The following is a 17,580-nucleotide window of genomic DNA, read 5'->3' as shown; positions in this document are numbered from 1 at the left end:
GACTCACCCGCCGCTGGGCCGCTCGGCGAGGCCACCGGTAGCGGGCCTTGGTCAATTGACAAATGAATTTGTCTATTCGACACTGTCCCGATGAGCGCCGCCATGGCCCTGCTGGACACCCCGGAGCGGGTGGCCTGTGCCCTGCCCGACCTGCGCCGGCGGCTGCTGGACCGGCTGCAGCAGCCGGCATCCGCGGCCGAGCTGGCTCGCGAGCTCGGACTCCCGCGGCAGAAGCTGAACTACCACCTGCGGGTGCTCGAGGGGCAGCACCTTCTGGAGCTGGTGGAGTTGCGACCCCGGCGCGGGTTCACCGAGCGGGTCCTGCGGACCGTCGCGGGTGCCCTGGTGGTCGACCCCGGTGTGCTGGGGGACACCGCGCCGGGCGACGGGGACGGCGACCGGCACGCCGCCGACCACCTGGTCCGGGCCGCGTCGGCGACCGTGCGCGACGTCGGCCGGATGGCCGCCCGGGCCGACGCGGCCGGCCGGCGCCTACTCACCTTCACCCTTGAGGCCGATGTCCGGATCGCCGCGCCGGTGGCCGTGCACGAGTTCACCGACGCGCTGGCCCGGGCCTTGGCCGGGGTCGTCGCGGACTTCGACTCCGTGGGCGGCCGGCCCTTCCGGCTTCTGGTGGCCGGTCACCCGACGCCGCGAACCGATGAGGATGCAGCCGATGTCCCAGCCTGACAAAGCGGTGACCCCGGCCATCGAGGTCACGATCGCCGCCCCGATCGCCGACGTCTGGGCGGCCCTGCGGGAGCCTGGCCGGCTGCGGAACTGGCACGGCTGGGAGTACGACCTGCCGGACGGAACCGATGCGCTCGAGCCGGAGATCCAGACGATCTACTTCAACCCGGCCGTCACCGAGGAACCGCCGACCCGGCTGTCGCTCGGCACCGACGTGTTCGACCTGGCCGAGGTGGACGGCGGGGTCCGGGTCCGGATCACCCGGGCTCCGCGCGGCGCCGATCCCGACTGGGACGCCTACTACGACGACATCACCGAGGGCTGGACGACGTTCCTGCACCAGCTCAAGTGGGCGATGGAACGGCACCCTGGCGACGTGCGGGTCACCCACTTCACCGCAGGCACCCCGCTCGAGCCCGGCCCGATCGTGACCCGGCTCGGCCTGGCCGAGATCGCGGCTGTGCCGGTGGGCGGCGACTACGCCGTCACCCTGCCGATGGGCATCACGCTGAGCGGAAGCGTGTTCTTCCGGACCGAGCAGCAGTTCGGCCTGACCGTGACCGAGTGGGGCGACGGGCTGCTGGAGGTCGCCGATTCACCGCCGGCGCCGCACCGGCCGGTGGCCGGGTCCGCCGCGATCCTGTGCCTCTACGGAATGTCCGACGCGGCCGTGGCCCGGCTGCGGACGGCCTGGGACGGCTGGTGGGACGGCCAGTTCCAGCCGGTCACGGTGCCCGGCGAGATGCCGTCAGCCTCCTGACTGCGGGATGTCGGCTCGTCTCGCGACGGGGCCGATGCTCAGCTCCGTCGCGGTTGACGCCGGGTGTTGACTGATGTCGGGTGGCTCGAGGGGGGGGGAGATGACACATTCGACCGCCGATCCGTCGCCGATCGGACGCCATGCCATCCCGAAACGGCTCGACGCCGGCGACCGTGGCACCGATCCGGTCTCGGCGGAGCCGGGACTGCATCCGGTACCGGTCCGCGGCCTCGTCGCGCCGGTCATCGGATCGCGAGTGATCCGCCGGATGAAGGCGGACGCGACACAGTACGTCAAAGAGCAGCACATCGACATCGTCGTCAACAAGGTCAACGTGATGAATTACGTCAATGACGCTTCGAATGCCGATGACCTGCGCAAGGGTCTGCTGGCCGCCTGGAATCTGGACGCTGGGTCGCAGTGGGTCATTGACACCCCGGCTGATCTCGCGGCGTCGACAAATCCCTTCCACCACTCGGTCTTTCCTGCCTATCAGAACTTCACCACGACGTCGCAAGGAGTCAGTATCACCGCCTTCGGTGGACCGATCAGCGCGGTCTACAAGCGCGGCGCACCCAAGCTTGGTTCGCGGGCGCCCGACTGGGGCAAGGTGAAACTCGGTGATACCTACGCGGAGTACATCCGCGGTCTGCGCAGTGGCGGCCTCACGGATTCGGCGATCGCCACCGCACTGCTCGATCTCGACGAATCCGCTCTCGCATCGCACCTCGAGAAGCGAGCTGCAGCGATGCTGACGGTGACGGTCTATCTGGCCGAGGAGTGGCGGAAGCAAGGGGCGGCCAAGATCTACCGGGCTATTCTGCGGTTGATCAAGGGTGGCACGCGCACCTTCGATGAGTTTCTCGATGACTTCGCGTTCATCGGGTCGGCGGATCTCGGTCGTCGACAGGTCGGGCGTTTCTACGATGTGTGGCTCGGCGACCTGAAGCCAACAGATCTGGGTGCCGATGAACGTGCCATCTACGACGAGCAGTCCGAGATGGAGGCCGAGGACTACAGCTCCGAGGAGGACATGCGCACCGCCGACAAGAAGAACCTGAAGGGAAAGAGGCTCTACGCCCAGAAGCACACGACGAAGAAGTGACGAACGGCCCGGCGACCCCTGGTGGGGGATCGCCGGGCCGTCCATGAACGCCTGAGATTGGTGGTCAGGCGGGCTGGTGCTCCCGCGGCACGCGCTCGGACATGCGCAGGTCGTCGGCGGACAGCGGACCGGAGGGCTGCAGCGGCCGGGCGATCAGGTACCGGACGTACGCGTACGGGGTGAAGAAACCGGGCAGGTCGTCACCGAGGGCCGCCTCGACGAACACGTCCTTGGCCTCGTCGACGTGCCGGTGGGCCCGCTCGTCCTTGGCCTGCCGGTGCAGCTCGGCGACCTCGTTGTCGATCAGCTCGTCGACCAGCTTGCGGGTGACCACCAGGCCCTCGGCGAGCTTGGTCTTGTAATGCAGCCACTGCCACACCTGGGTGCGGGAGATTTCGACGGTGGCGGCGTCCTCCATCAGGTTGTCGATGGCCACCGCGCCCTGCTCGGACACCCAGGCGGTCAGGTACCGCAGCGCGACCGAGATGTTGGTGCGCAGCCCGTTCAGGGTCACCGCACCTGGCGTCGAGCCCGGGTTGATGATGTCGGCGGCCGTGACATGCACGTCGGGGCGCAGCTTGTCGAGCTGGTTCGGCCGGTCACCCAGGACCGCGTCGAACGCGGCGGTGCAGGTCGCCACCAGGCCCGGGTGGGCGACCCAGGAGCCGTCGAAGCCGTCGGCCGCCTCCCGCTCCTTGTCCGCCTTGACCTTGGCCAGCGCCTGCTCGGTCACCTTCGGGTCGGCCTTGCTGGGCACGAACGCGGCCATCCCGCCGATCGCGTGGGCGCCCCGCTTGTGGCAGGTCGACACCAGCAGTTCGGTGTACGCGCGCATCATCGGCGTGGTCATGGTGACGTTGGCGCGGTCCGGCAGCACGTACTCGGGCCCGTTGTGGGCGAACGTCTTGATGTAGCTGAAGATGTAGTCCCAGCGTCCGGCGTTGAGGCCGGAGGAGTGGTCGCGCAGCTCGTAGAGGATCTCCTCCATCTCGAACGCGGCCGGCAGGGTCTCGATCAGCACGGTGGCCCGGATGGTGCCCTGCGGGATGCCGAGCAGCGCCTGGGCCTGGACGAAGATGTCGTTCCAGAGCCGCGCCTCCAGGTGCGATTCCAGCTTCGGCAGGTAGAAGTAAGGACCGGCACCGTTGTCGATCAGCTGCTGGGCGTTGTGGAAGAAGAACAGGCCGAAGTCGATCAGCGCGGCCGGCAGCGGGCGGCCGTCGATGGTCAGGTGCTTCTCGCACAGCCGCCACCCGCGGGGGCGGACCACGATGGTGGGGGTCTGCTCACCGACCTTGTATTCCTTGCCGGACTCGTCCTTGAACTCCAGGTTCCCGCGGATCGCGTCGAACAGGTTGAGCTGCCCGTCGATGATGTTGAACCAGCTCGGCGCCGTCGAGTCCTCGAAGTCGGCCATCCAGACCCGGGCCCCGGAGTTGAGCGCATTGATGCTCATCTTGCGGGTGGTCGGGCCGGTGATCTCGCAGCGCCGGTCCTCCAGTCCCGGGGCGGGCGCGGCCACCTGCCAGGCGGCGTCCTCGCGGACCGACGCGGTCTCGGCCAGGAAGTCGACCGGCTCGCCGCCGGCGATGCGCTTGCCGCGCTCGCGGCGGGCGGCCAGCAGCTCGGCGCGGCGGCCCGCCGAGGCCCCGTCCAACTTGGCGATGAACGCGAGGGCCTCGGGGGTGAGGATCTCGTCGAACCGGGGTTGCATGATGCCCTTGATCTTCGGGGCCTTGGGCGGTCCGAACATCTTCACTGCTCCTGTCAGGAAACGTGCTGCGTGTGGTGGTGAGTGACGCCCTGGGTCCGGCGGCGAGGTGGAGCGGCGACCCGGCGTTGGAATCGGTACCGGGCCGGTGCGAGGGTGTGCACCGACCCGGTACCGAGGCTAGATCAGTGGAACTGCTCTTCTTCGGTCGACCCCTTGAGCGCCAGGGTGCCGCTGTCGGGGTTCAGGGCCGTGGCCACCTGGTCGAAGTAGCCGGTGCCGACCTCGGCCTGGTGCTTCACCGCGGTGTAACCGACGGCCTCGTCGGCGAACTCGCGCTGCTGCAGTTCCACGTAGGCGGACATGCCGGTCTTGCTGTAGCCCTGGGCCAGGGTGAACATCGAGTGGTTCAGGGCGTGGAAACCGGCCAGCGTGATGAACTGGAAGGCGTAGCCCAGGTCTCCCAGATCGTCCTGGAACGTCGCGATCTCGGCATCCGAGAGCTTCGAGCGCCAGTTGAACGACGGCGAGCAGTTGTAGGCGAGCAGCTTGCCCGGGAACTCCTTGTGCAGCTCGGTGGCGAACTCGCGGGCCAGACCCAGGTCCGGGGTGCCGGTCTCGACCCAGATCAGGTCGGCGAACCGGGCGTACTGCTTGGCCCGGGCCAGCACCGGCTCCAGGCCGCTCTTGACCCGGTAGAAGCCCTCCGAGGTGCGCTCACCGGTCAGGAACGGCTGGTCGACCGGGTCGACGTCGCTGGTGATCAGGTCGGCGGCCAGCGCATCGGTGCGGGCGACGATGATGCTCGGCACGCCGGAGGTGTCGGCGGCCAGCCGGGCGGCGTTCAGGGTCCGGCAGTGCTGGCTGGTCGGGATCAGCACCTTGCCACCCATGTGGCCGCACTTCTTCTCCGAGGCGAGCTGATCCTCCCAGTGCACGCCCGCGGCGCCGCTGGCGATCATGCCCTTCATCAGCTCGAACGCGTTCAGCGGGCCACCGAAGCCGGCCTCGGCGTCGGCGACGATCGGCACCAGGTAGTCGGTCCCGGTCTTGCCGGCGGCGTGATCGATCTGATCCGCACGGAGCAGGGCGTTGTTGATCCGGCGGACCACGGCGGGCACCGAGTTGGCCGGGTACAGGCTCTGGTCCGGGTAGGTCTGGCCGGCCAGGTTGGCGTCGGCGGCGACCTGCCAGCCGGACAGGTAGATGGCCTCCAGGCCGCCCTTGACCATCTGCACGGCCTGGTTGCCGGTCAGCGCGCCCAGGGCGCGGGTGAACTTCTTGGTCTGCAGCGCGTTCCAGAGCCGCTCGGCGCCGCGGCGGGCGAGGGTGTACTCCTCCTGGACGGTGCCGCGCAGCCGGATGACGTCTTCGGCGGTGTAGGAGCGCTCGATGCCGGCCCAGCGGGCGTCGTCCGCCCACTCCTGGCGCAGCAGTGCGGCCTGGTCCGAGGTGCGGGTGTGACCCTGCGTGGTGGGATCCAACGTGGCGGTCATTGCTGGCCGTCCTCTCCTGTTCGCGATGCGGTGGGCTGCGCGTTGCTCCGCGTTACCCGCCGTTCATATCGGCTCGACCAGGCAACTGTCGGCGCCCGGCGGGGGGTGCGGGGCCGAACGCGCTTGTAAAGAAATGCGATTCTTCCGCTATCGTGCAGGAGTGAGTGATCAGGACCCTGTGCGCCCCCGAAAGGCCCCGGCGGGGGTGCGTGATGCGCGTCACGCCCCGCCCCGGGTCGGCCCGGGAATGGCCGTTGAACAGCACCTTTCGCCAGGTGGGGGCTCGACGAGTCGATCACGGGTGGGCGCGGTCGACAGTCGCCCGGTCGGCCTGCCGGCTGTCAAAACACAACCCGAACGTTCCGCACAGGGTCGCTCGCAGCCGAGCAGGACCGAACAGGGGGGTGGCGGACCCGATCCGTTGACGATCGGCCGCCGGCTGCGACACCTGCGCAAGGGCGCCGGGCTGACCCTGTCCGACGTCGCGGTGGCGGCCGGGATCAGCCCGTCGGCGCTGTCGCTGGTCGAGAACGGCAAGCGCGAGGCCAAGCTGTCGCTGCTGACCACCCTGGCGGGGGTGCTGGGCACGAGCCTGGCCGAACTGCTGGCCGTGGCCCCGCCGTCCCGCCGGGCGGCGCTGGAGATCGAGCTGGAACGGGCCCAGCGGTCGTCGGCGTTCAAGACGCTGGACATTCCGGCGGTCAAGCCCGGGCCGCGGTTGCCGACCGAGGCCCTTGAATCGCTGGTGGGCCTGCATCGGGCGCTGGCCCGCATCCAGGCCGAGCGGCAGGCCACCCCCGAGCAGGCCCGGCGGGCAAACGCCGAGCTGCGCGACGAAATGCGCCGGCGGGGCAACTACTTCGGCGAGATCGAGAAGGTGGCCGCCGACCTGCTGACCGCCACCGGTTACGAGGGCGGACCGATCACCCGGTCGGTGGTCGACCGGCTCGCCGGGCACCTGGGTTTCCGGCTCCGGCATTCGGGCGACCTGCCGCAGTCCACCCGGACCGTCACCGATCTGGCCCACCGGATCATTTACCTGCCTCAGCCGGACGCCGGACAGCACGACTCGCGCTCGCTCGCGCTCAATGCGCTCGGCCACGTGGTCCTGGGGCACGAGGTGCCCCAGGACTATTCCGAGTTCCTGCGGCAGCGGGTGGAGATCAACTACTTCGCCGCGTCGCTGCTCATCCCCGAACGGGGGGCGCTGGCGCTGCTCCGAAAGGCCAAGGCGGCCAGGGACATCGCGATCGAGGATCTGCGCGACGCGTACGCGGTGTCCTACGAGACCGCCGCGCACCGGTTCACCAACCTGGCCACCCGGCACCTGGAGCTGCCGGTGCACTTCATGCGGATCAGCAAGGCCGGAGTGATCTACAAGGCGTACGAGAACGACGGCGTGCAGTTCCCGATGGACGCCACCGGGGCGATCGAGGGCCAGCGGGTGTGCCGCTACTGGACCGCCCGGGTCGTCTTCGATCGCCCCGACCTGTCCTCGGCCTACCAGCAGTACACCGACACAAAGTCCGGAACCTACTGGTGCACGGCCATTGTCGATCGCACCGCGCAGGGCCTGTTCTCGGTGAACGTCGGCGTGCCGTACGCCGACGTCAAGTGGATGCGGGGCCGGGAGACCACCGAGCGCTCGAAGTCGCGCTGCCCCGACCCGACCTGCTGCGCGCTGCCCCCGAGCGAACTCGCCGACCGCTGGGAGGGGATGGCCTGGCCCAGCGCGCGGGTCCACTCGCACCTGCTGGCCGCCATGCCGCCCGGGGTGTTCCCCGGGGTCGACCAGGTCGAGGTGCTCACCTTTCTGGACCGCCACGCCGCGGGCTGACGCCCTGCCCGTGACCCCCGCTCGTGGAGCCTTCCCGGCCGCCGGCCGACCCCTGCCCGAGAAGCCTCCCGGCCGCCGGCCGACCCCTGCCCGCGCGGATCAACTGCGCCGGCGCGGCTGAACCCATTCCGAATGTGACTGCTGGGACGGGAGTCGGCCACTTTATCCGCGCGGGTCGGCGGCCGCGATCACGTGGGCCGGGCGGCCTGCACCTCGTCCGGAATCCAGGCGCCGTGCGGCAGGCCCCGCCCGATGTGCGCGTCGTAGACCGGCCAGAAGTCGGCGACCGGCTGGGCGTGCGGGCCGCCGCTCGGAATGCCGTCGATGAACTTGTCGAGCTCGGCCAGGCAGCCGTGCCAGCCGGTCGCATTGCGCGCGGCGGTATCGTCCTCGGCCAGCACGTTCAGCAGGACCAGCCGGCAGCCGTCGTCGGTTTCGGTCAGCTCCAAATGGATCTCGTCTCCGCCCCAGCCGAACGCGAAGCGGCGCGGCGGATCCCAGACCAGCACCCGGTCGACCTCTTCCGGCTCCGGCAGATTCGGATCGCCGATGAACGCGATCTCCCCGCCGACCACCGGCTGGTAGCGGACCGCGGACGGGAACCAGGCCGGCAGCTGCTCGGGATCGGTGATGGCCGCCCAGACCCGGTCGAGGGGCGCCCGGAACCGGCGCTCGAAGCGCACCGCGGGCCGGCCGTCGTGCCGCACGTAGCTGCCCAGGTCGACGATCATGAGTCCTCCAGATGGTGTTCGAGCCGGTCGAGACTCTCGTTCCAGCGTTGCCGGTAGGGGGCCAGCCAGGCGTCGACCTCGGCGATCGGGCGGGGGTCGAGACGGTACAGGCGACGCTGGGCGTCCTTGCGCACCTGCACCAGCCCGGCGGCCCGCAGAACTCGCAGGTGTTTGGACGCCTGCGGCTGGCTGAGCCGCAGCGCATCCACCACCTCGCCGACCGCCCGTTCACCGGCCCGCAGCAGGTCGAGGACGGCCCGCCGGTGCGGATCCGCGAGGGCGGCCCACGTCGTCTCGGTCATCGCCCTAATATGCTTGACCGGATATATACGTGTCAAGGAATATACGAGGGAGACCCATCCGATCGGCCCCGGCCTCCGAACCCCGTGGGCCAACGCCACACGGAAGGGGAGTCGAGGTGTCGATCGAGCGGTCCCGGAACCGGCTTCGCTCGACCGGTGCGGTCGCACCCCGTCCGGACGGCATTTCCCGTCGGGTGGCCACCGCCGCCCGCGATCGCCAGCTGGGTCCGTTGCCGGAGCAACGGCCCACCGGGTGGCATCGCCTGGTGTTCGACAACCCGCCCCGGCCGGTTTCCGCTTCCGCAGTCGAGGCGCCGAGTGCCGATCCGACCGCTCGTCCGGTCGAGGACCACGCGGACTCGCCGGCCCGGCCGGACGCTCCGATCCGGCCGGACCACCCGACAGTCGCCGAGGCCGCGCCGATAGGCGCTGCTGACGGTGCCGGAAGCGCCACGACGCACCGGCGAACCGAGCCGCCCCGGCGGCAGGTCGGCCGGGTGACCGAGGCGCGGCCGCACCGCAGTCGCCGGTGGGCGGCCGTCCTGATCGCGGCGGTCGGGGCGGCCGCGGCCGCCGGGGTGGCAACGGTGCTGATGGTCTCCACCCAGTCGGATCCCTCGGCACCGGGTCCCGGGCCGGGCGTCATCTCGACACCCTCTCCGGTGCTGACGTCGGCGCCCGCGCCCACGGATTCCCCGACTGCGGCGCCCACGCCCGCGGTCGCCGACGTGCCCGCTCCCTCCTCGGTCGAGCCGGCCGTCCCGACGGAGCCCGCGGTGGTATCGACGCTGTCGCCCGGCGATCCCGGCTTCGGCTGGCCGTCCACGGCGTTCGGATCGGCGCCGGCCGGGGGCTGACCGCCACCCGCCCGCGGGTCAGCCCGTTCCGGCCAATGAGGCGAAAACGATGATGTTCGATTCGTAACTGCCGGCGTCCGGGTCGAACTCGCCGCCGCAGGTGATCAACCGAAGGCCGGCATGATCGAGATTGCCGTACACCTCCAGGGTGGGGAAGTCGCGCTTGGCGACCTGCCGGACCTCGTCCACGACGAACCGGGCCACGGTGCCGTCGTCGCGGGCGACATCCACTGCGTCGCCCGGCCGTAGGTCGGCCAAGTGGTAGAACACCCCGGGTCCGTACCGGCGCGAGTCGACGTGTCCCAGGATGATCGCCGGCCCGAGCGCGCCCGGTGTCGGGGAGTCCCGATACCAGCCGGGCCGCGCGTCCGGGTCGTCCAACGACGGCACCTGCACCGTGCCGTCCGGATTGCGACCGAGTTCGACCAGCGGGCTGTCGACCCCGATCGCCGGCACCGACAGCGTGCGCGGCGCGGAGTCCGGCAGCGTCGTCGGTGCGGTTGGTGCGGTTGGTGCGGTTGGTGCGGTTGGTGCGGTTGGTGCGGTTGGTGCGGTTGGTGCGGTCGGTGCGGTGGGTGCGGTCAGGGCAGTCGGGTCGGCCGGGGACGACGTCGGGGGCAGCGCGGCCGCTGCCGGTGGCCGGATGTCGGAACCGGTCGTCGACGGAGCATCGGACCCGGCGCACCCGGCCACGAGCAAGGCCGTCGCGACCGCCAACCCGAGCCCGGACCGGACCCGCACGTCAACCCTGCACTCGACGGATCCCGGCGAGGGCCAGGCCGCCGAGCAACAATCCGCCCACCGCGGCACCGGCCGCGACCGAAACCGCACCGGCCGCGTTCGACGTCGCGCCGGATCCGGTCGTCGCCGTCGATCCACCGCCGGTGTCGGCGGCGCCGTCGGGGACGGCGGACATCTGCATCGGCGCGAACGTGCCGCACAGCGCCGGATCGGTGGCCTCGGCGGGCAGGCTCGGGTCGAGTTCGCTGGCGCCCAGGACGTCGTCGTACGCGCCGTTGGCGTTGTAGTCGATGCCGTGCACGACCAGCACGGCCGTGCCGCGGGCCAGGTTGGCCACGACATTCGGGTCGAGTTCGATCGTCCGGCTGTAGGTGTAGGAGCCGGTGTGCGGGAAGTGCGTGACGTCGAGGCCGTGGTCGGCCGAGGTCGGGCCGTCGACCGTCAGGGACGTGCCGATCCCGCCGTAGAGCGGGGCGCCGTCGGCGACGGTGATGGACGGCAGGCCGTTGTGCTGTTGCGGGACGCTCGGGCACTGGCCGAGGGCGTCGACGTGGATGTGCTGCGCGTGCGGTACGCCGTCCAGCAGCCCGTTGACCTGGATCTTCACCTCGGCGGTGGTGCCGGTGACGGTGATCCAGGACGCACCGTTGCCGGTGACCTGGTTCGCCGTGATCGGGTCGAGAGCGGCCTGGTAGGACCGGCTCCGGTCATCCGATGCCGCCGCCGATCCCGAGCCCGCCGAGGCCGCGGACGCCGCGGTGGGCCCGGCGAGGAGCACCCCCAGCACGCAGGCCACCGCTCCCGCACCGGCCATGGATGTGCGTCGCATCGTCGCTCCCCTCGTTCGGAATCCCGGTTCGGCCGGGATTCGTAGACCTCGGGGTGGGGGATTGGTGGGGCCGGATCAGGTCCGGCGGGCGACGGCGGCGCGGCGGGCCTGACGCAGGGCGTCGGCGGTGAAGACGATCAATGCCAGCCAGACCAGGGCGAAACCGACCCACCGGTAGACGGGCATCGGTTCGCCGAACCAGAACACGCCGATGAGGAACTGGATGACCGGGGTCAGGTATTGCAGCAGACCCAGCACGGACAGCGGCAGGGATTGGGCGGCGGCCGCGAAGGCGAGCAGCGGGACGCACGTGGCGATTCCGGACGAGGCCATCAGCAGCGCGTGGCCGGGGCCGAGCGAACCGAAGGTCGAGGTGCCGGCGACGGCGACGATGACCAGATAGATCACCGCCGGGACGAACTGGACCAGCCCCTCGGCCGTCAGCGAGGCGGTCGGGGCCAGCGGGATGACCTTCTTGACCAGCCCGTAGACGCCGAACGAGGCGGCCAGCGTCAGGGCGACCCAGGGGAACGAGCCGCCGGCCACCGCGAGCACCAGGACCGCGGTAGTGCCCAGCCCGACCGCGGTCCACTGGGCCGGGCGAAGCCGCTCGCGGAAGATCAGGACGCCGAGCAGGACGCTGACCAGCGGGTTGATGAAGTAGCCCAGCGCCGCGTCGACGACGCGTCCGTTGTTCACGGCCCAGATGTAGATGCCCCAGTTGACCGCGATCAGCGCCGCCCCGGCGACGACGAGCCCCCAGGTCCGCGGACGCATGGTGACGATGGCCCGCCAGCCGCGGACGACGGTCAGGATGATCGACGAGACGACCAGCGACCAGACCATCCGGTGGGCGAGGATCTCCGCCGCGCCGGCCGGCTCCAGCAGCGGGAAGTACAGCGGGAACAGGCCCCAGAGGCCGTAGGCGATCAGTCCGTAGGTGAGACCGCGGGAGCGGACCGCGGGGGCCGACCGTGTGCGCTGTTCGTCGGACGACGTCGCCTCCCGCACGTGTCACCCCGATCCGTAGGCCGGGGCCCACGGTAGGACGGCCGCCGTCCCGGAGGCGAATCGGACGCCGATCGGGCATCACGGTCGGCGGGTCGCGGCCCGGAAGTCCCGCACCGGACCGCCGTGCCGCCGTCGGACGCCGTCAGCGGTAGTTGGTGAACTGCAGGGCGATGTCCAGGTCCGCGTTCTTGAGCAATGCGATGACCGCCTGCAGGTCGTCGCGCTTCTTGCCCGACACCCGCAGCTGATCTCCCTGGATCTGGGCCTGCACGCCCTTGGGGCCCTCGTCCTTGATCCGCTTGGCGATCGCCTTCGCCTTGTCCGAGGCGATGCCCTGGACGATCTTGCCGGTCACCTTGTAGGTCTTGCCCGACGCGGTCGGGTCGCCGACGTCGAAGGCACGCAGGGAGATGCCCCGCTTGACCAGCTTGTCCTTGAACACCTCGATGGCCGCCTTGCAGCGCTCCTCGGTGCTGGAGGTGATCGTCACGCCCTCCTCCCCGGCCCAGACGATGGTGGTATCGGTGCCGCGGAAATCGAATCGCTGGGACAGTTCCTTGGCCGCCTGGTTGAGGGCGTTGTCCGCCTCCTGATGGTCGACCTTGCTCACGATGTCGAACGAGGCGTCTGCCACGACCTGGCTCCTTTTCTTGCCGTCACGTTGTTGCCCGACTTCCCTGCGGCCCGCGGCCGGCACGGACCCGGCCCACCATCCAACACCCATGCCGGACCGCTTCGGCGTTCGAGCCGGGCGGGGTCGATCTCGATTCGGTTCACGCGCGGCGGCCCGGTACGCTGTGCCGGGCCCGGATCGACGGGCCCACGGCAGGTTGCCCGAGCGGCCAAAGGGAGCTGACTGTAAATCAGCCGGCATTGCCTACGGGGGTTCGAATCCCTCACCTGCCACCGCAGCACTGACCAGCGGGTTCCCCCTTCGGAGGGGACCCGCTGAGTCATTTCTGCGGCCTTGATGTGTGCAATGTGTGTGCACTGGCGGGCACGATGGCCTCCGCTGCATCGGCCGCCTGACGTCCAATTCCGCCGATGAGGTGCGAGTAGGTGTCCGCCGTGAGCGACAGCGTCGAGTGGCCGAGGCGCTTGGAGACGACCGCGATGTCCGTTCCGGAGGCCAGCATCAGCGACGCTGCGCCGTGACGTACGTCATGCAGCCGGACCGGCCGGAGCTCCGCCTTGGCGACGAGCCTCCGGAAGATGCGCGAGACGTTGTCCGGGTCCAGGTCCGCGCCGTCCTCACGACAGAACACCCGATCGTTGTCCTGGTACGCGGTGCCGGCTGCTTCACGTTCGCTCTGCTGGGCCAGCTGGTGAGCCAGCAGAGCGCCGACCACGCGGCTGCCGATGTCAAGTCGGCGGTCCTCGCCCGATCGGGTCTTAGGTTTGCCCTCAAGCCGTTGCGAGCCGGTGTGCACGAGCTGGGTCCGGACGGTGATGACCTGGTTCACGAGGTCTACGTCGGACCACCTCAGTGCGCACAGCTCACCGCGACGAAGCCCGGTGAACGCGGCGACCTCGAACAGCGCGCCGAGCCGGTGCTCGGCGGCCACGCCAAGGAACGTGCCGAGCTCGGCCGGCTCCCATGGGCGGACCTTCCGCCGAGTGCCGTCCGGCAGCTCGACGTCGGCCGCCGGGTTGACGGCGATCAGCCGCAGCTTGCGGGCCGAGGTCAGCGCGCTCGACAGGGTGGCGTGGATCCGCCGGACGGTGACCTTCCCGCGGCCGTCGGCCAGCAGCCCGGCCACGAACTCATCAACGACCTGTGGGTGCAAGTCGGACAGCCGGTATCGGCCGAGCGCCGGCGAGATGTCCTCGGTGACGTAGCGGCGATACATCCGCAGGGTGGAGGCGCGCAGTTGCCGCTGCTGGCCTTCTTGTCCAGCCACTGGTCCAGCCAGATGCCGACGGTGGTCTTGTCGTCGTCGCGGTACTCCCCGGTGTCCAGCTCGCGGCGCACCTTGTTGCGCGCCGTCTCGGCAGCCTTGCGCGTTGAGAAGCCAGCCTTGAACACCTGCCGCCGCCGGCCGGTCCGGGGGTCCAGGCCACCACTCACCCGGTAGCGCCAGGTGCCGTGCTTGGGGTCGTCCAGCTTCGGGCATTGATCGCCGAGCTGCTTGCCGTCCTCGCCTCGGCAGCCGCACGCGCGCCACACGCTCCGGTCAGCCATCGGACTCGGCCTTGGTCAAGATCAGGCTGCAGACCTGCTCCCAGGGTGAGGGCGCCCAGTCGTCGACGCTCTGTCGAGCAGGTGGTTCTTTCCCGAGTTGTCGCATGGCCTCGGAGTCGTTCTCCCAAACCTTCGTCAGGAACTCCTCGTCCCGCTTTCGGAAGCCTGCAATCGTGTTCGAAAGGTCGGCCCTGAAGTCGTCGGACTCGCGGGCTACCGTTGCGAGTCGGTTGGTCAGCTTCTCCAGTTCGTATTCATCCGCGGCGATCCGCGCACGCAACTCTGCAGCTACTTTCAGCAACCGCCAGGCTTCGTATCGGTCTCTCATACCCCTTGGGAGCAGTAGCTCTCCGACCGGAACCTCGAGGGCCTTTGCGATGACGAGCAGCTGATCGATCGAGAGTTGCCGCTTCTGGTCAGGTGAGTCGTTGAGCAGTCGCGACAGCGTCGACGGATGCATGTCTCCATCTCGATGGCGCTTGCTCTGATCTCCGTCCTCGAAGACGACCTCGTTGATCGCCTTGAGCAGCTTGGCCTGTGTCCACTGTCGCCGGTCGAGCTCGTCACTGATGCGTCGCAGCGCGTGTTCGCCGCGACCCAGGTCGGCTACGAGTGCCGAGCCCTCGTCCCAGCTGAACGGCGCACTCGCCTGCTCGTCCGCCATGGGCCAGCCCTCCAAGATCGACATTGCTGAATAGCACCGATCTTATTGCAGAACGTCAGGGCGCGCAAGGGCATGATGGTCAGCAACAGATTTGGTGCGGTACAGCAAAGGAGACGCGCTGTGATCGAGATTCCCGAACAGCTCCGCGGACGAGCGGTGGTCGATCTCTGGCCGACGACCGGTGAGCTGCTCGGCATGGGCCGGAACCAGACCTACGCGGCTGCGAAGGCAGGAGAGATCCCCACCTTCCGTGTCGGCGTGCGCTGGAAGGTGCCGACCGCCAAGTTGCTCGACCTGCTCGGGCTGTCCGACCAGACGCCGGCGGCCTGACGGCCTGAGCTTGCCCCGGGCGGGCAGGGAGACGACATGACAGATCAGATCGCGCCGCTGGCTCGGCCCAAGCTCGGCGCCGAGGGTGAGCGGCTGCTCGCGATCAAGCTGCCGCCTGAACATTGGCGGCCCGCATCTCCGCAACCCGAACCGAGGATCGGCACACCGTCGGTCGCCGGCCGGCTGACGATCAGCCTGACAGATCGGCCGGATGTCATCGAGATCAACCGGCGGTTCTACGCCGTCGCCGACGCTCCCGACCTGGCCGAGGTGGAGATCCACCTCCCGCGACCGACCTGGTGGCGCAGGTGGCCCATGTCCAACCTGCGGTTGGCCCTGGATGGTTGGCGCGACCTCCCCTCGGTCCGGTTCATCATCGTCGGCTGGACGACCGTCCAGGTCCGGCAGGCCTGCGATGAGCTGCGTGAGGCGATCGCGGAGTTCAACTCGTGACGGCACCGGTCGAGCTGCGGCCCGAACAGCCGCGCCTTCGCGACCGGATCCTCAGCCGTGGTGATCTCGCCGCCCTTCCCGAGCCTGCCCCGTTCATCCACCGCACCATCGACCTGAACACTGTGGCACTGCTCGCCGGCTACCACGGATCGCTCAAGTCCTTCGTCGCCGAGTCCTGGGCAGCGTGCGTCGCCACCGGCCACGCCTGGAACACCAGGCCCGTCGAACCCGGCCGCGTGCTGTACCTGGCTGGGGAGGGCGCCCATGGCCTGCACAAGCGGTTCCGGGCATGGGAGATCCACCACGGGCTGACAGTGCCCGACGACACGCTGAGCGTCCTCCCGCAGCCGATCCGGCTGCTCGACGGCCGAGCGGTCGCCGAGCTCCGGCACATCGTCCGCGGCGAAGGCTTCCGGTTCGTCGTCATCGACACGTTGGCCAAGGTCACCGCCGGGATGGACGAGAACTCGGCGCAGGACATGGGCGTCGCAGTCGCCGCGCTGTACGCGATTCGGGAGTCCACCGGGGACGGCACGGTCCTGGTCGTCCATCACACCGGCAAGGACCGCACCACCGTCCGCGGATCATCTGCACTGGAGGCCGGCGTCGACACCGTCTACACCACCGAGGGCGACGCCGCCCTGGTCAAGCTCACCCGCACCAAGCGCAAGGACGGGCCCACCGAGGACGTCCACCAACTCCGCCTCCACCTCATCGACGGCACCGGCAGCGGCATCGCAATCCCCACCGACGACGTGAGACTCGGGTCAGATCGGGCCCGCGAACTGGTCTCACTGTTCGACTCACACTTCGGCTCCACCGGCGCCAGCAGCGCCACCCTCCGAGACGCCTCCCAGATGCCGAAGGCGACCTACCACCGAGCACTGAATGACCTGGTCACAGGCGGTGTCCTCACCAATACCGGGACCAAGTCCCGACCCTTCTACGTCCGAGGAGGAATGACCGATGAGTCTCACGAGTCTCACTGAGTCTCACGTCCGGTCTCAGCAGTCTCACGGTCTCACGACTCTAAGGAGTGAGACCACTGAGACTGCGACTGAGAACGGGATGAAGGAGACGCGTGGGGATGAGCACCACGCGTCCATGGGGATGAGCACCACAGTTCCCCGACTAGCTTCCCGGCACCGGGAAGCTTCCCTTCCGCGCCGGACCTCAGAGACTCCGGTCGCCGCTGCACACACCGCGTGCACATCACTCGCATCGCCGCAGTTAGAGAGCTTGCCCGCTGATCCTCAATCAGCGGGCACACGCTGCGCCACACCGCGCCGTACCGCACCGAAGGCGGTCTGATCATGGGGCGGACAGCAAGCAGCAACGTGCGGACGGCGCGCGCACTGGCGCGGTTGGCGGACCTCGAGCGGCAGGTGACCGGGGGGACTCGGGACTCTGACGCCGTGCGGTCCGGCCTCGGGCAGATCAGGCGGGCGGCACACCGGTACAGGATGGCTCTGCGCAAGCTGCACCGGCAGGTCGGCGAGCACGAGTGCTACGGCCAGGCCGGGGCCAACGTCGACGGATGGATCGACTGGATGGCCGGCGGACTGGCACCGGAGCACGACTGCCCCGGAGGCGCCTACGTCATCACCGGCGGGGAGGCCTGATGCCCACCTGCACCGTGTGCTCCCACCTCAGCCGGGAGACGATCGACCGGGCGCTGGCCGTCGGCACCTCCCAGCGCAGCGTCGCCGAAGAGCACGGGCTCAGCAAGGACGCGGTCCGCCGGCATCGCGACTCCCACCTCACTCCGGCGCTGCGCAAGGTGGTGGAGTCCCGACAGACGGGCGGGGCGGCCAGGGCAGTGGATGAGCTGGCCGAGCTGCGGGACCGGGCCCGTCGCCTCCTCGATGCGGCCGAAGGCAA

19 protein-coding genes, 1 tRNA gene and 2 pseudogenes are annotated in these 17,580 nt (G+C 69.7%); 11 read left to right on the top strand and 11 right to left on the bottom strand.

The window, feature by feature from the left end; all coding sequences use genetic code 11:
- Positions 1-90: 90 nt before the first annotated feature.
- The 3 genes from ACILSK_RS23695 to ACILSK_RS23685 all read left to right on the top strand — a co-directional run bounded on the left by ACILSK_RS23695 (position 91) and on the right by ACILSK_RS23685 (position 2,555).
- Entirely contained in the window at positions 91-690 is a 600-nt protein-coding gene (locus ACILSK_RS23695) for a helix-turn-helix domain-containing protein (protein WP_395729654.1), read from the top strand.
- On the top strand, positions 677-1,450 hold the full coding sequence (locus ACILSK_RS23690; protein ID WP_395729653.1) for an SRPBCC domain-containing protein: 774 nt from the start codon (positions 677-679) through the stop codon (positions 1,448-1,450). Before ACILSK_RS23695 ends, ACILSK_RS23690 begins: the two co-directional genes overlap by 14 nt.
- A 100-nt stretch (positions 1,451-1,550) precedes the next feature.
- Positions 1,551-2,555 carry a hypothetical protein gene (locus ACILSK_RS23685; protein ID WP_395729652.1) on the top strand — a complete coding sequence of 335 codons (1,005 nt, stop codon included), beginning with the start codon at positions 1,551-1,553 and terminating at the stop codon, positions 2,553-2,555.
- A gap of 64 nt (positions 2,556-2,619) precedes the next feature.
- Here the strand turns inward: ACILSK_RS23685 and aceB are convergent, their stop codons facing one another.
- Together aceB and aceA are read right to left on the bottom strand one after the other, a co-directional pair.
- Positions 2,620-4,308, bottom strand: a complete 1,689-nt coding sequence (gene aceB / locus ACILSK_RS23680; RefSeq protein ID WP_395729651.1) for a malate synthase A — start codon at positions 4,306-4,308, stop codon at positions 2,620-2,622.
- A 143-nt stretch (positions 4,309-4,451) separates the two neighbouring features.
- Positions 4,452-5,762 (bottom strand): isocitrate lyase, encoded by a 1,311-nt coding sequence (aceA, locus tag ACILSK_RS23675; protein ID WP_395729650.1) that lies wholly within the window; start codon positions 5,760-5,762, stop codon positions 4,452-4,454.
- Positions 5,763-6,009: 247 nt separating this feature from the next.
- On the opposite strand from aceA, the gene ACILSK_RS23670 reads away from it, so the two are divergent.
- A complete protein-coding gene (locus tag ACILSK_RS23670; protein WP_395729649.1) occupies positions 6,010-7,599 on the top strand; it encodes a helix-turn-helix domain-containing protein in 1,590 nt (529 codons plus the stop codon).
- Between the two features lie 188 nt (positions 7,600-7,787).
- On the opposite strand, the gene ACILSK_RS23665 is transcribed toward ACILSK_RS23670, so the two are convergent.
- Positions 7,788-8,330 carry an SRPBCC family protein gene (locus ACILSK_RS23665; protein WP_395729648.1) on the bottom strand — a complete coding sequence of 181 codons (543 nt, stop codon included), beginning with the start codon at positions 8,328-8,330 and terminating at the stop codon, positions 7,788-7,790.
- Complete coding sequence (locus tag ACILSK_RS23660) at positions 8,327-8,632, bottom strand: ArsR/SmtB family transcription factor (RefSeq protein WP_395729647.1); 306 nt, start codon at positions 8,630-8,632, stop codon at positions 8,327-8,329. Before ACILSK_RS23660 ends, ACILSK_RS23665 begins: the two co-directional genes overlap by 4 nt.
- A gap of 497 nt (positions 8,633-9,129) precedes the next feature.
- Between ACILSK_RS23660 and ACILSK_RS23655 the strand changes: the two genes are divergently transcribed.
- The gene (locus tag ACILSK_RS23655) at positions 9,130-9,489 is read left to right on the top strand and encodes a hypothetical protein (RefSeq protein ID WP_395729646.1); all 360 of its coding nucleotides are present in this window, start codon (positions 9,130-9,132) and stop codon (positions 9,487-9,489) included.
- Positions 9,490-9,507: 18 nt separating this feature from the next.
- Here the strand turns inward: ACILSK_RS23655 and ACILSK_RS23650 are convergent, their stop codons facing one another.
- From ACILSK_RS23650 to ACILSK_RS23635, 4 genes are all read right to left on the bottom strand, one after another.
- The gene (locus ACILSK_RS23650) at positions 9,508-10,182 is read right to left on the bottom strand and encodes a class F sortase (protein WP_395729678.1); all 675 of its coding nucleotides are present in this window, start codon (positions 10,180-10,182) and stop codon (positions 9,508-9,510) included.
- A 49-nt stretch (positions 10,183-10,231) separates the two neighbouring features.
- Positions 10,232-11,059 (bottom strand): hypothetical protein, encoded by an 828-nt coding sequence (locus ACILSK_RS23645; RefSeq protein WP_395729645.1) that lies wholly within the window; start codon positions 11,057-11,059, stop codon positions 10,232-10,234.
- 75 nt (positions 11,060-11,134) lie between these two features.
- Complete coding sequence (gene rarD / locus ACILSK_RS23640) at positions 11,135-12,070, bottom strand: EamA family transporter RarD (RefSeq protein WP_395729644.1); 936 nt, start codon at positions 12,068-12,070, stop codon at positions 11,135-11,137.
- Positions 12,071-12,212: 142 nt separating this feature from the next.
- Positions 12,213-12,704: a YajQ family cyclic di-GMP-binding protein gene (locus tag ACILSK_RS23635; protein WP_395729643.1), complete on the bottom strand. Its 492-nt coding sequence runs from the start codon at positions 12,702-12,704 to the stop codon at positions 12,213-12,215.
- A 190-nt stretch (positions 12,705-12,894) separates the two neighbouring features.
- Here ACILSK_RS23635 and ACILSK_RS23630 point away from each other — a divergent pair.
- A tRNA-Tyr gene (locus ACILSK_RS23630) sits at positions 12,895-12,976 on the top strand.
- A gap of 47 nt (positions 12,977-13,023) precedes the next feature.
- Here ACILSK_RS23630 and ACILSK_RS23625 read toward each other — a convergent pair.
- The 3 genes and pseudogenes from ACILSK_RS23625 to ACILSK_RS23615 form a co-directional block, all read right to left on the bottom strand.
- On the bottom strand, positions 13,024-13,971 hold the full coding sequence (locus tag ACILSK_RS23625; protein ID WP_395729642.1) for a tyrosine-type recombinase/integrase: 948 nt from the start codon (positions 13,969-13,971) through the stop codon (positions 13,024-13,026).
- Positions 13,972-14,030: 59 nt separating this feature from the next.
- Positions 14,031-14,252, bottom strand: a pseudogene (locus ACILSK_RS23620) (Arm DNA-binding domain-containing protein); the annotation flags it as partial.
- Positions 14,245-14,940, bottom strand: a complete 696-nt coding sequence (locus ACILSK_RS23615) for a helix-turn-helix domain-containing protein (protein ID WP_395729641.1) — start codon at positions 14,938-14,940, stop codon at positions 14,245-14,247. The pseudogene ACILSK_RS23620 and the gene ACILSK_RS23615, both read right to left, overlap by 8 nt.
- A gap of 96 nt (positions 14,941-15,036) precedes the next feature.
- Between ACILSK_RS23615 and ACILSK_RS23610 the strand changes: the two genes are divergently transcribed.
- The 5 genes and pseudogenes from ACILSK_RS23610 to ACILSK_RS23590 form a co-directional block, all read left to right on the top strand.
- Positions 15,037-15,246, top strand: coding sequence for a helix-turn-helix domain-containing protein (locus tag ACILSK_RS23610; protein WP_395729640.1), 210 nt, complete (start codon positions 15,037-15,039; stop codon positions 15,244-15,246).
- Positions 15,247-15,282: 36 nt separating this feature from the next.
- On the top strand, positions 15,283-15,699 hold the full coding sequence (locus ACILSK_RS23605) for a hypothetical protein (RefSeq protein WP_395729639.1): 417 nt from the start codon (positions 15,283-15,285) through the stop codon (positions 15,697-15,699).
- On the top strand, positions 15,696-16,688 hold the full coding sequence (locus ACILSK_RS23600; RefSeq protein WP_395729638.1) for an AAA family ATPase: 993 nt from the start codon (positions 15,696-15,698) through the stop codon (positions 16,686-16,688). The genes ACILSK_RS23605 and ACILSK_RS23600 overlap by 4 nt, the downstream gene beginning before the upstream one ends.
- Positions 16,689-17,162: 474 nt before the next feature.
- Entirely contained in the window at positions 17,163-17,321 is a 159-nt protein-coding gene (locus tag ACILSK_RS23595) for a hypothetical protein (RefSeq protein ID WP_395729637.1), read from the top strand.
- Positions 17,321-17,580 (top strand): annotated as a pseudogene (locus ACILSK_RS23590) (hypothetical protein); the annotation flags it as partial. The gene ACILSK_RS23595 and the pseudogene ACILSK_RS23590, both read left to right, overlap by 1 nt.

Origin of the sequence: Nakamurella sp., from assembly GCF_044224575.1 — a bacterium.
GTDB lineage: Bacteria > Actinomycetota > Actinomycetes > Mycobacteriales > Nakamurellaceae > Nakamurella.
The sequence above is the reverse complement of the archived record's forward strand: the minus strand, read 5'-3'. Positions and strand labels throughout refer to the sequence as shown.

What these genes read in the sequence shown, in the direction of transcription:
- ACILSK_RS23595 (WP_395729637.1), top strand. Translation starts at nt 17,163, where the DNA reads ATGGCTCTGCGCAAGCTGCACCGGCAGGTCGGCGAGCACGAGTGCTAC.
- ACILSK_RS23615 (WP_395729641.1), bottom strand. Translation starts at nt 14,940, where the DNA reads ATGTCGATCTTGGAGGGCTGGCCCATGGCGGACGAGCAGGCGAGTGCG.
- ACILSK_RS23695 (WP_395729654.1), top strand. Translation starts at nt 91, where the DNA reads ATGAGCGCCGCCATGGCCCTGCTGGACACCCCGGAGCGGGTGGCCTGT.
- ACILSK_RS23660 (WP_395729647.1), bottom strand. Translation starts at nt 8,632, where the DNA reads ATGACCGAGACGACGTGGGCCGCCCTCGCGGATCCGCACCGGCGGGCC.
- ACILSK_RS23605 (WP_395729639.1), top strand. Translation starts at nt 15,283, where the DNA reads ATGACAGATCAGATCGCGCCGCTGGCTCGGCCCAAGCTCGGCGCCGAG.
- aceB (WP_395729651.1), bottom strand. Translation starts at nt 4,308, where the DNA reads ATGTTCGGACCGCCCAAGGCCCCGAAGATCAAGGGCATCATGCAACCC.
- ACILSK_RS23645 (WP_395729645.1), bottom strand. Translation starts at nt 11,059, where the DNA reads ATGCGACGCACATCCATGGCCGGTGCGGGAGCGGTGGCCTGCGTGCTG.
- aceA (WP_395729650.1), bottom strand. Translation starts at nt 5,762, where the DNA reads ATGACCGCCACGTTGGATCCCACCACGCAGGGTCACACCCGCACCTCG.
- ACILSK_RS23690 (WP_395729653.1), top strand. Translation starts at nt 677, where the DNA reads ATGTCCCAGCCTGACAAAGCGGTGACCCCGGCCATCGAGGTCACGATC.
- ACILSK_RS23670 (WP_395729649.1), top strand. Translation starts at nt 6,010, where the DNA reads ATGGCCGTTGAACAGCACCTTTCGCCAGGTGGGGGCTCGACGAGTCGA.
- ACILSK_RS23685 (WP_395729652.1), top strand. Translation starts at nt 1,551, where the DNA reads ATGACACATTCGACCGCCGATCCGTCGCCGATCGGACGCCATGCCATC.
- ACILSK_RS23665 (WP_395729648.1), bottom strand. Translation starts at nt 8,330, where the DNA reads ATGATCGTCGACCTGGGCAGCTACGTGCGGCACGACGGCCGGCCCGCG.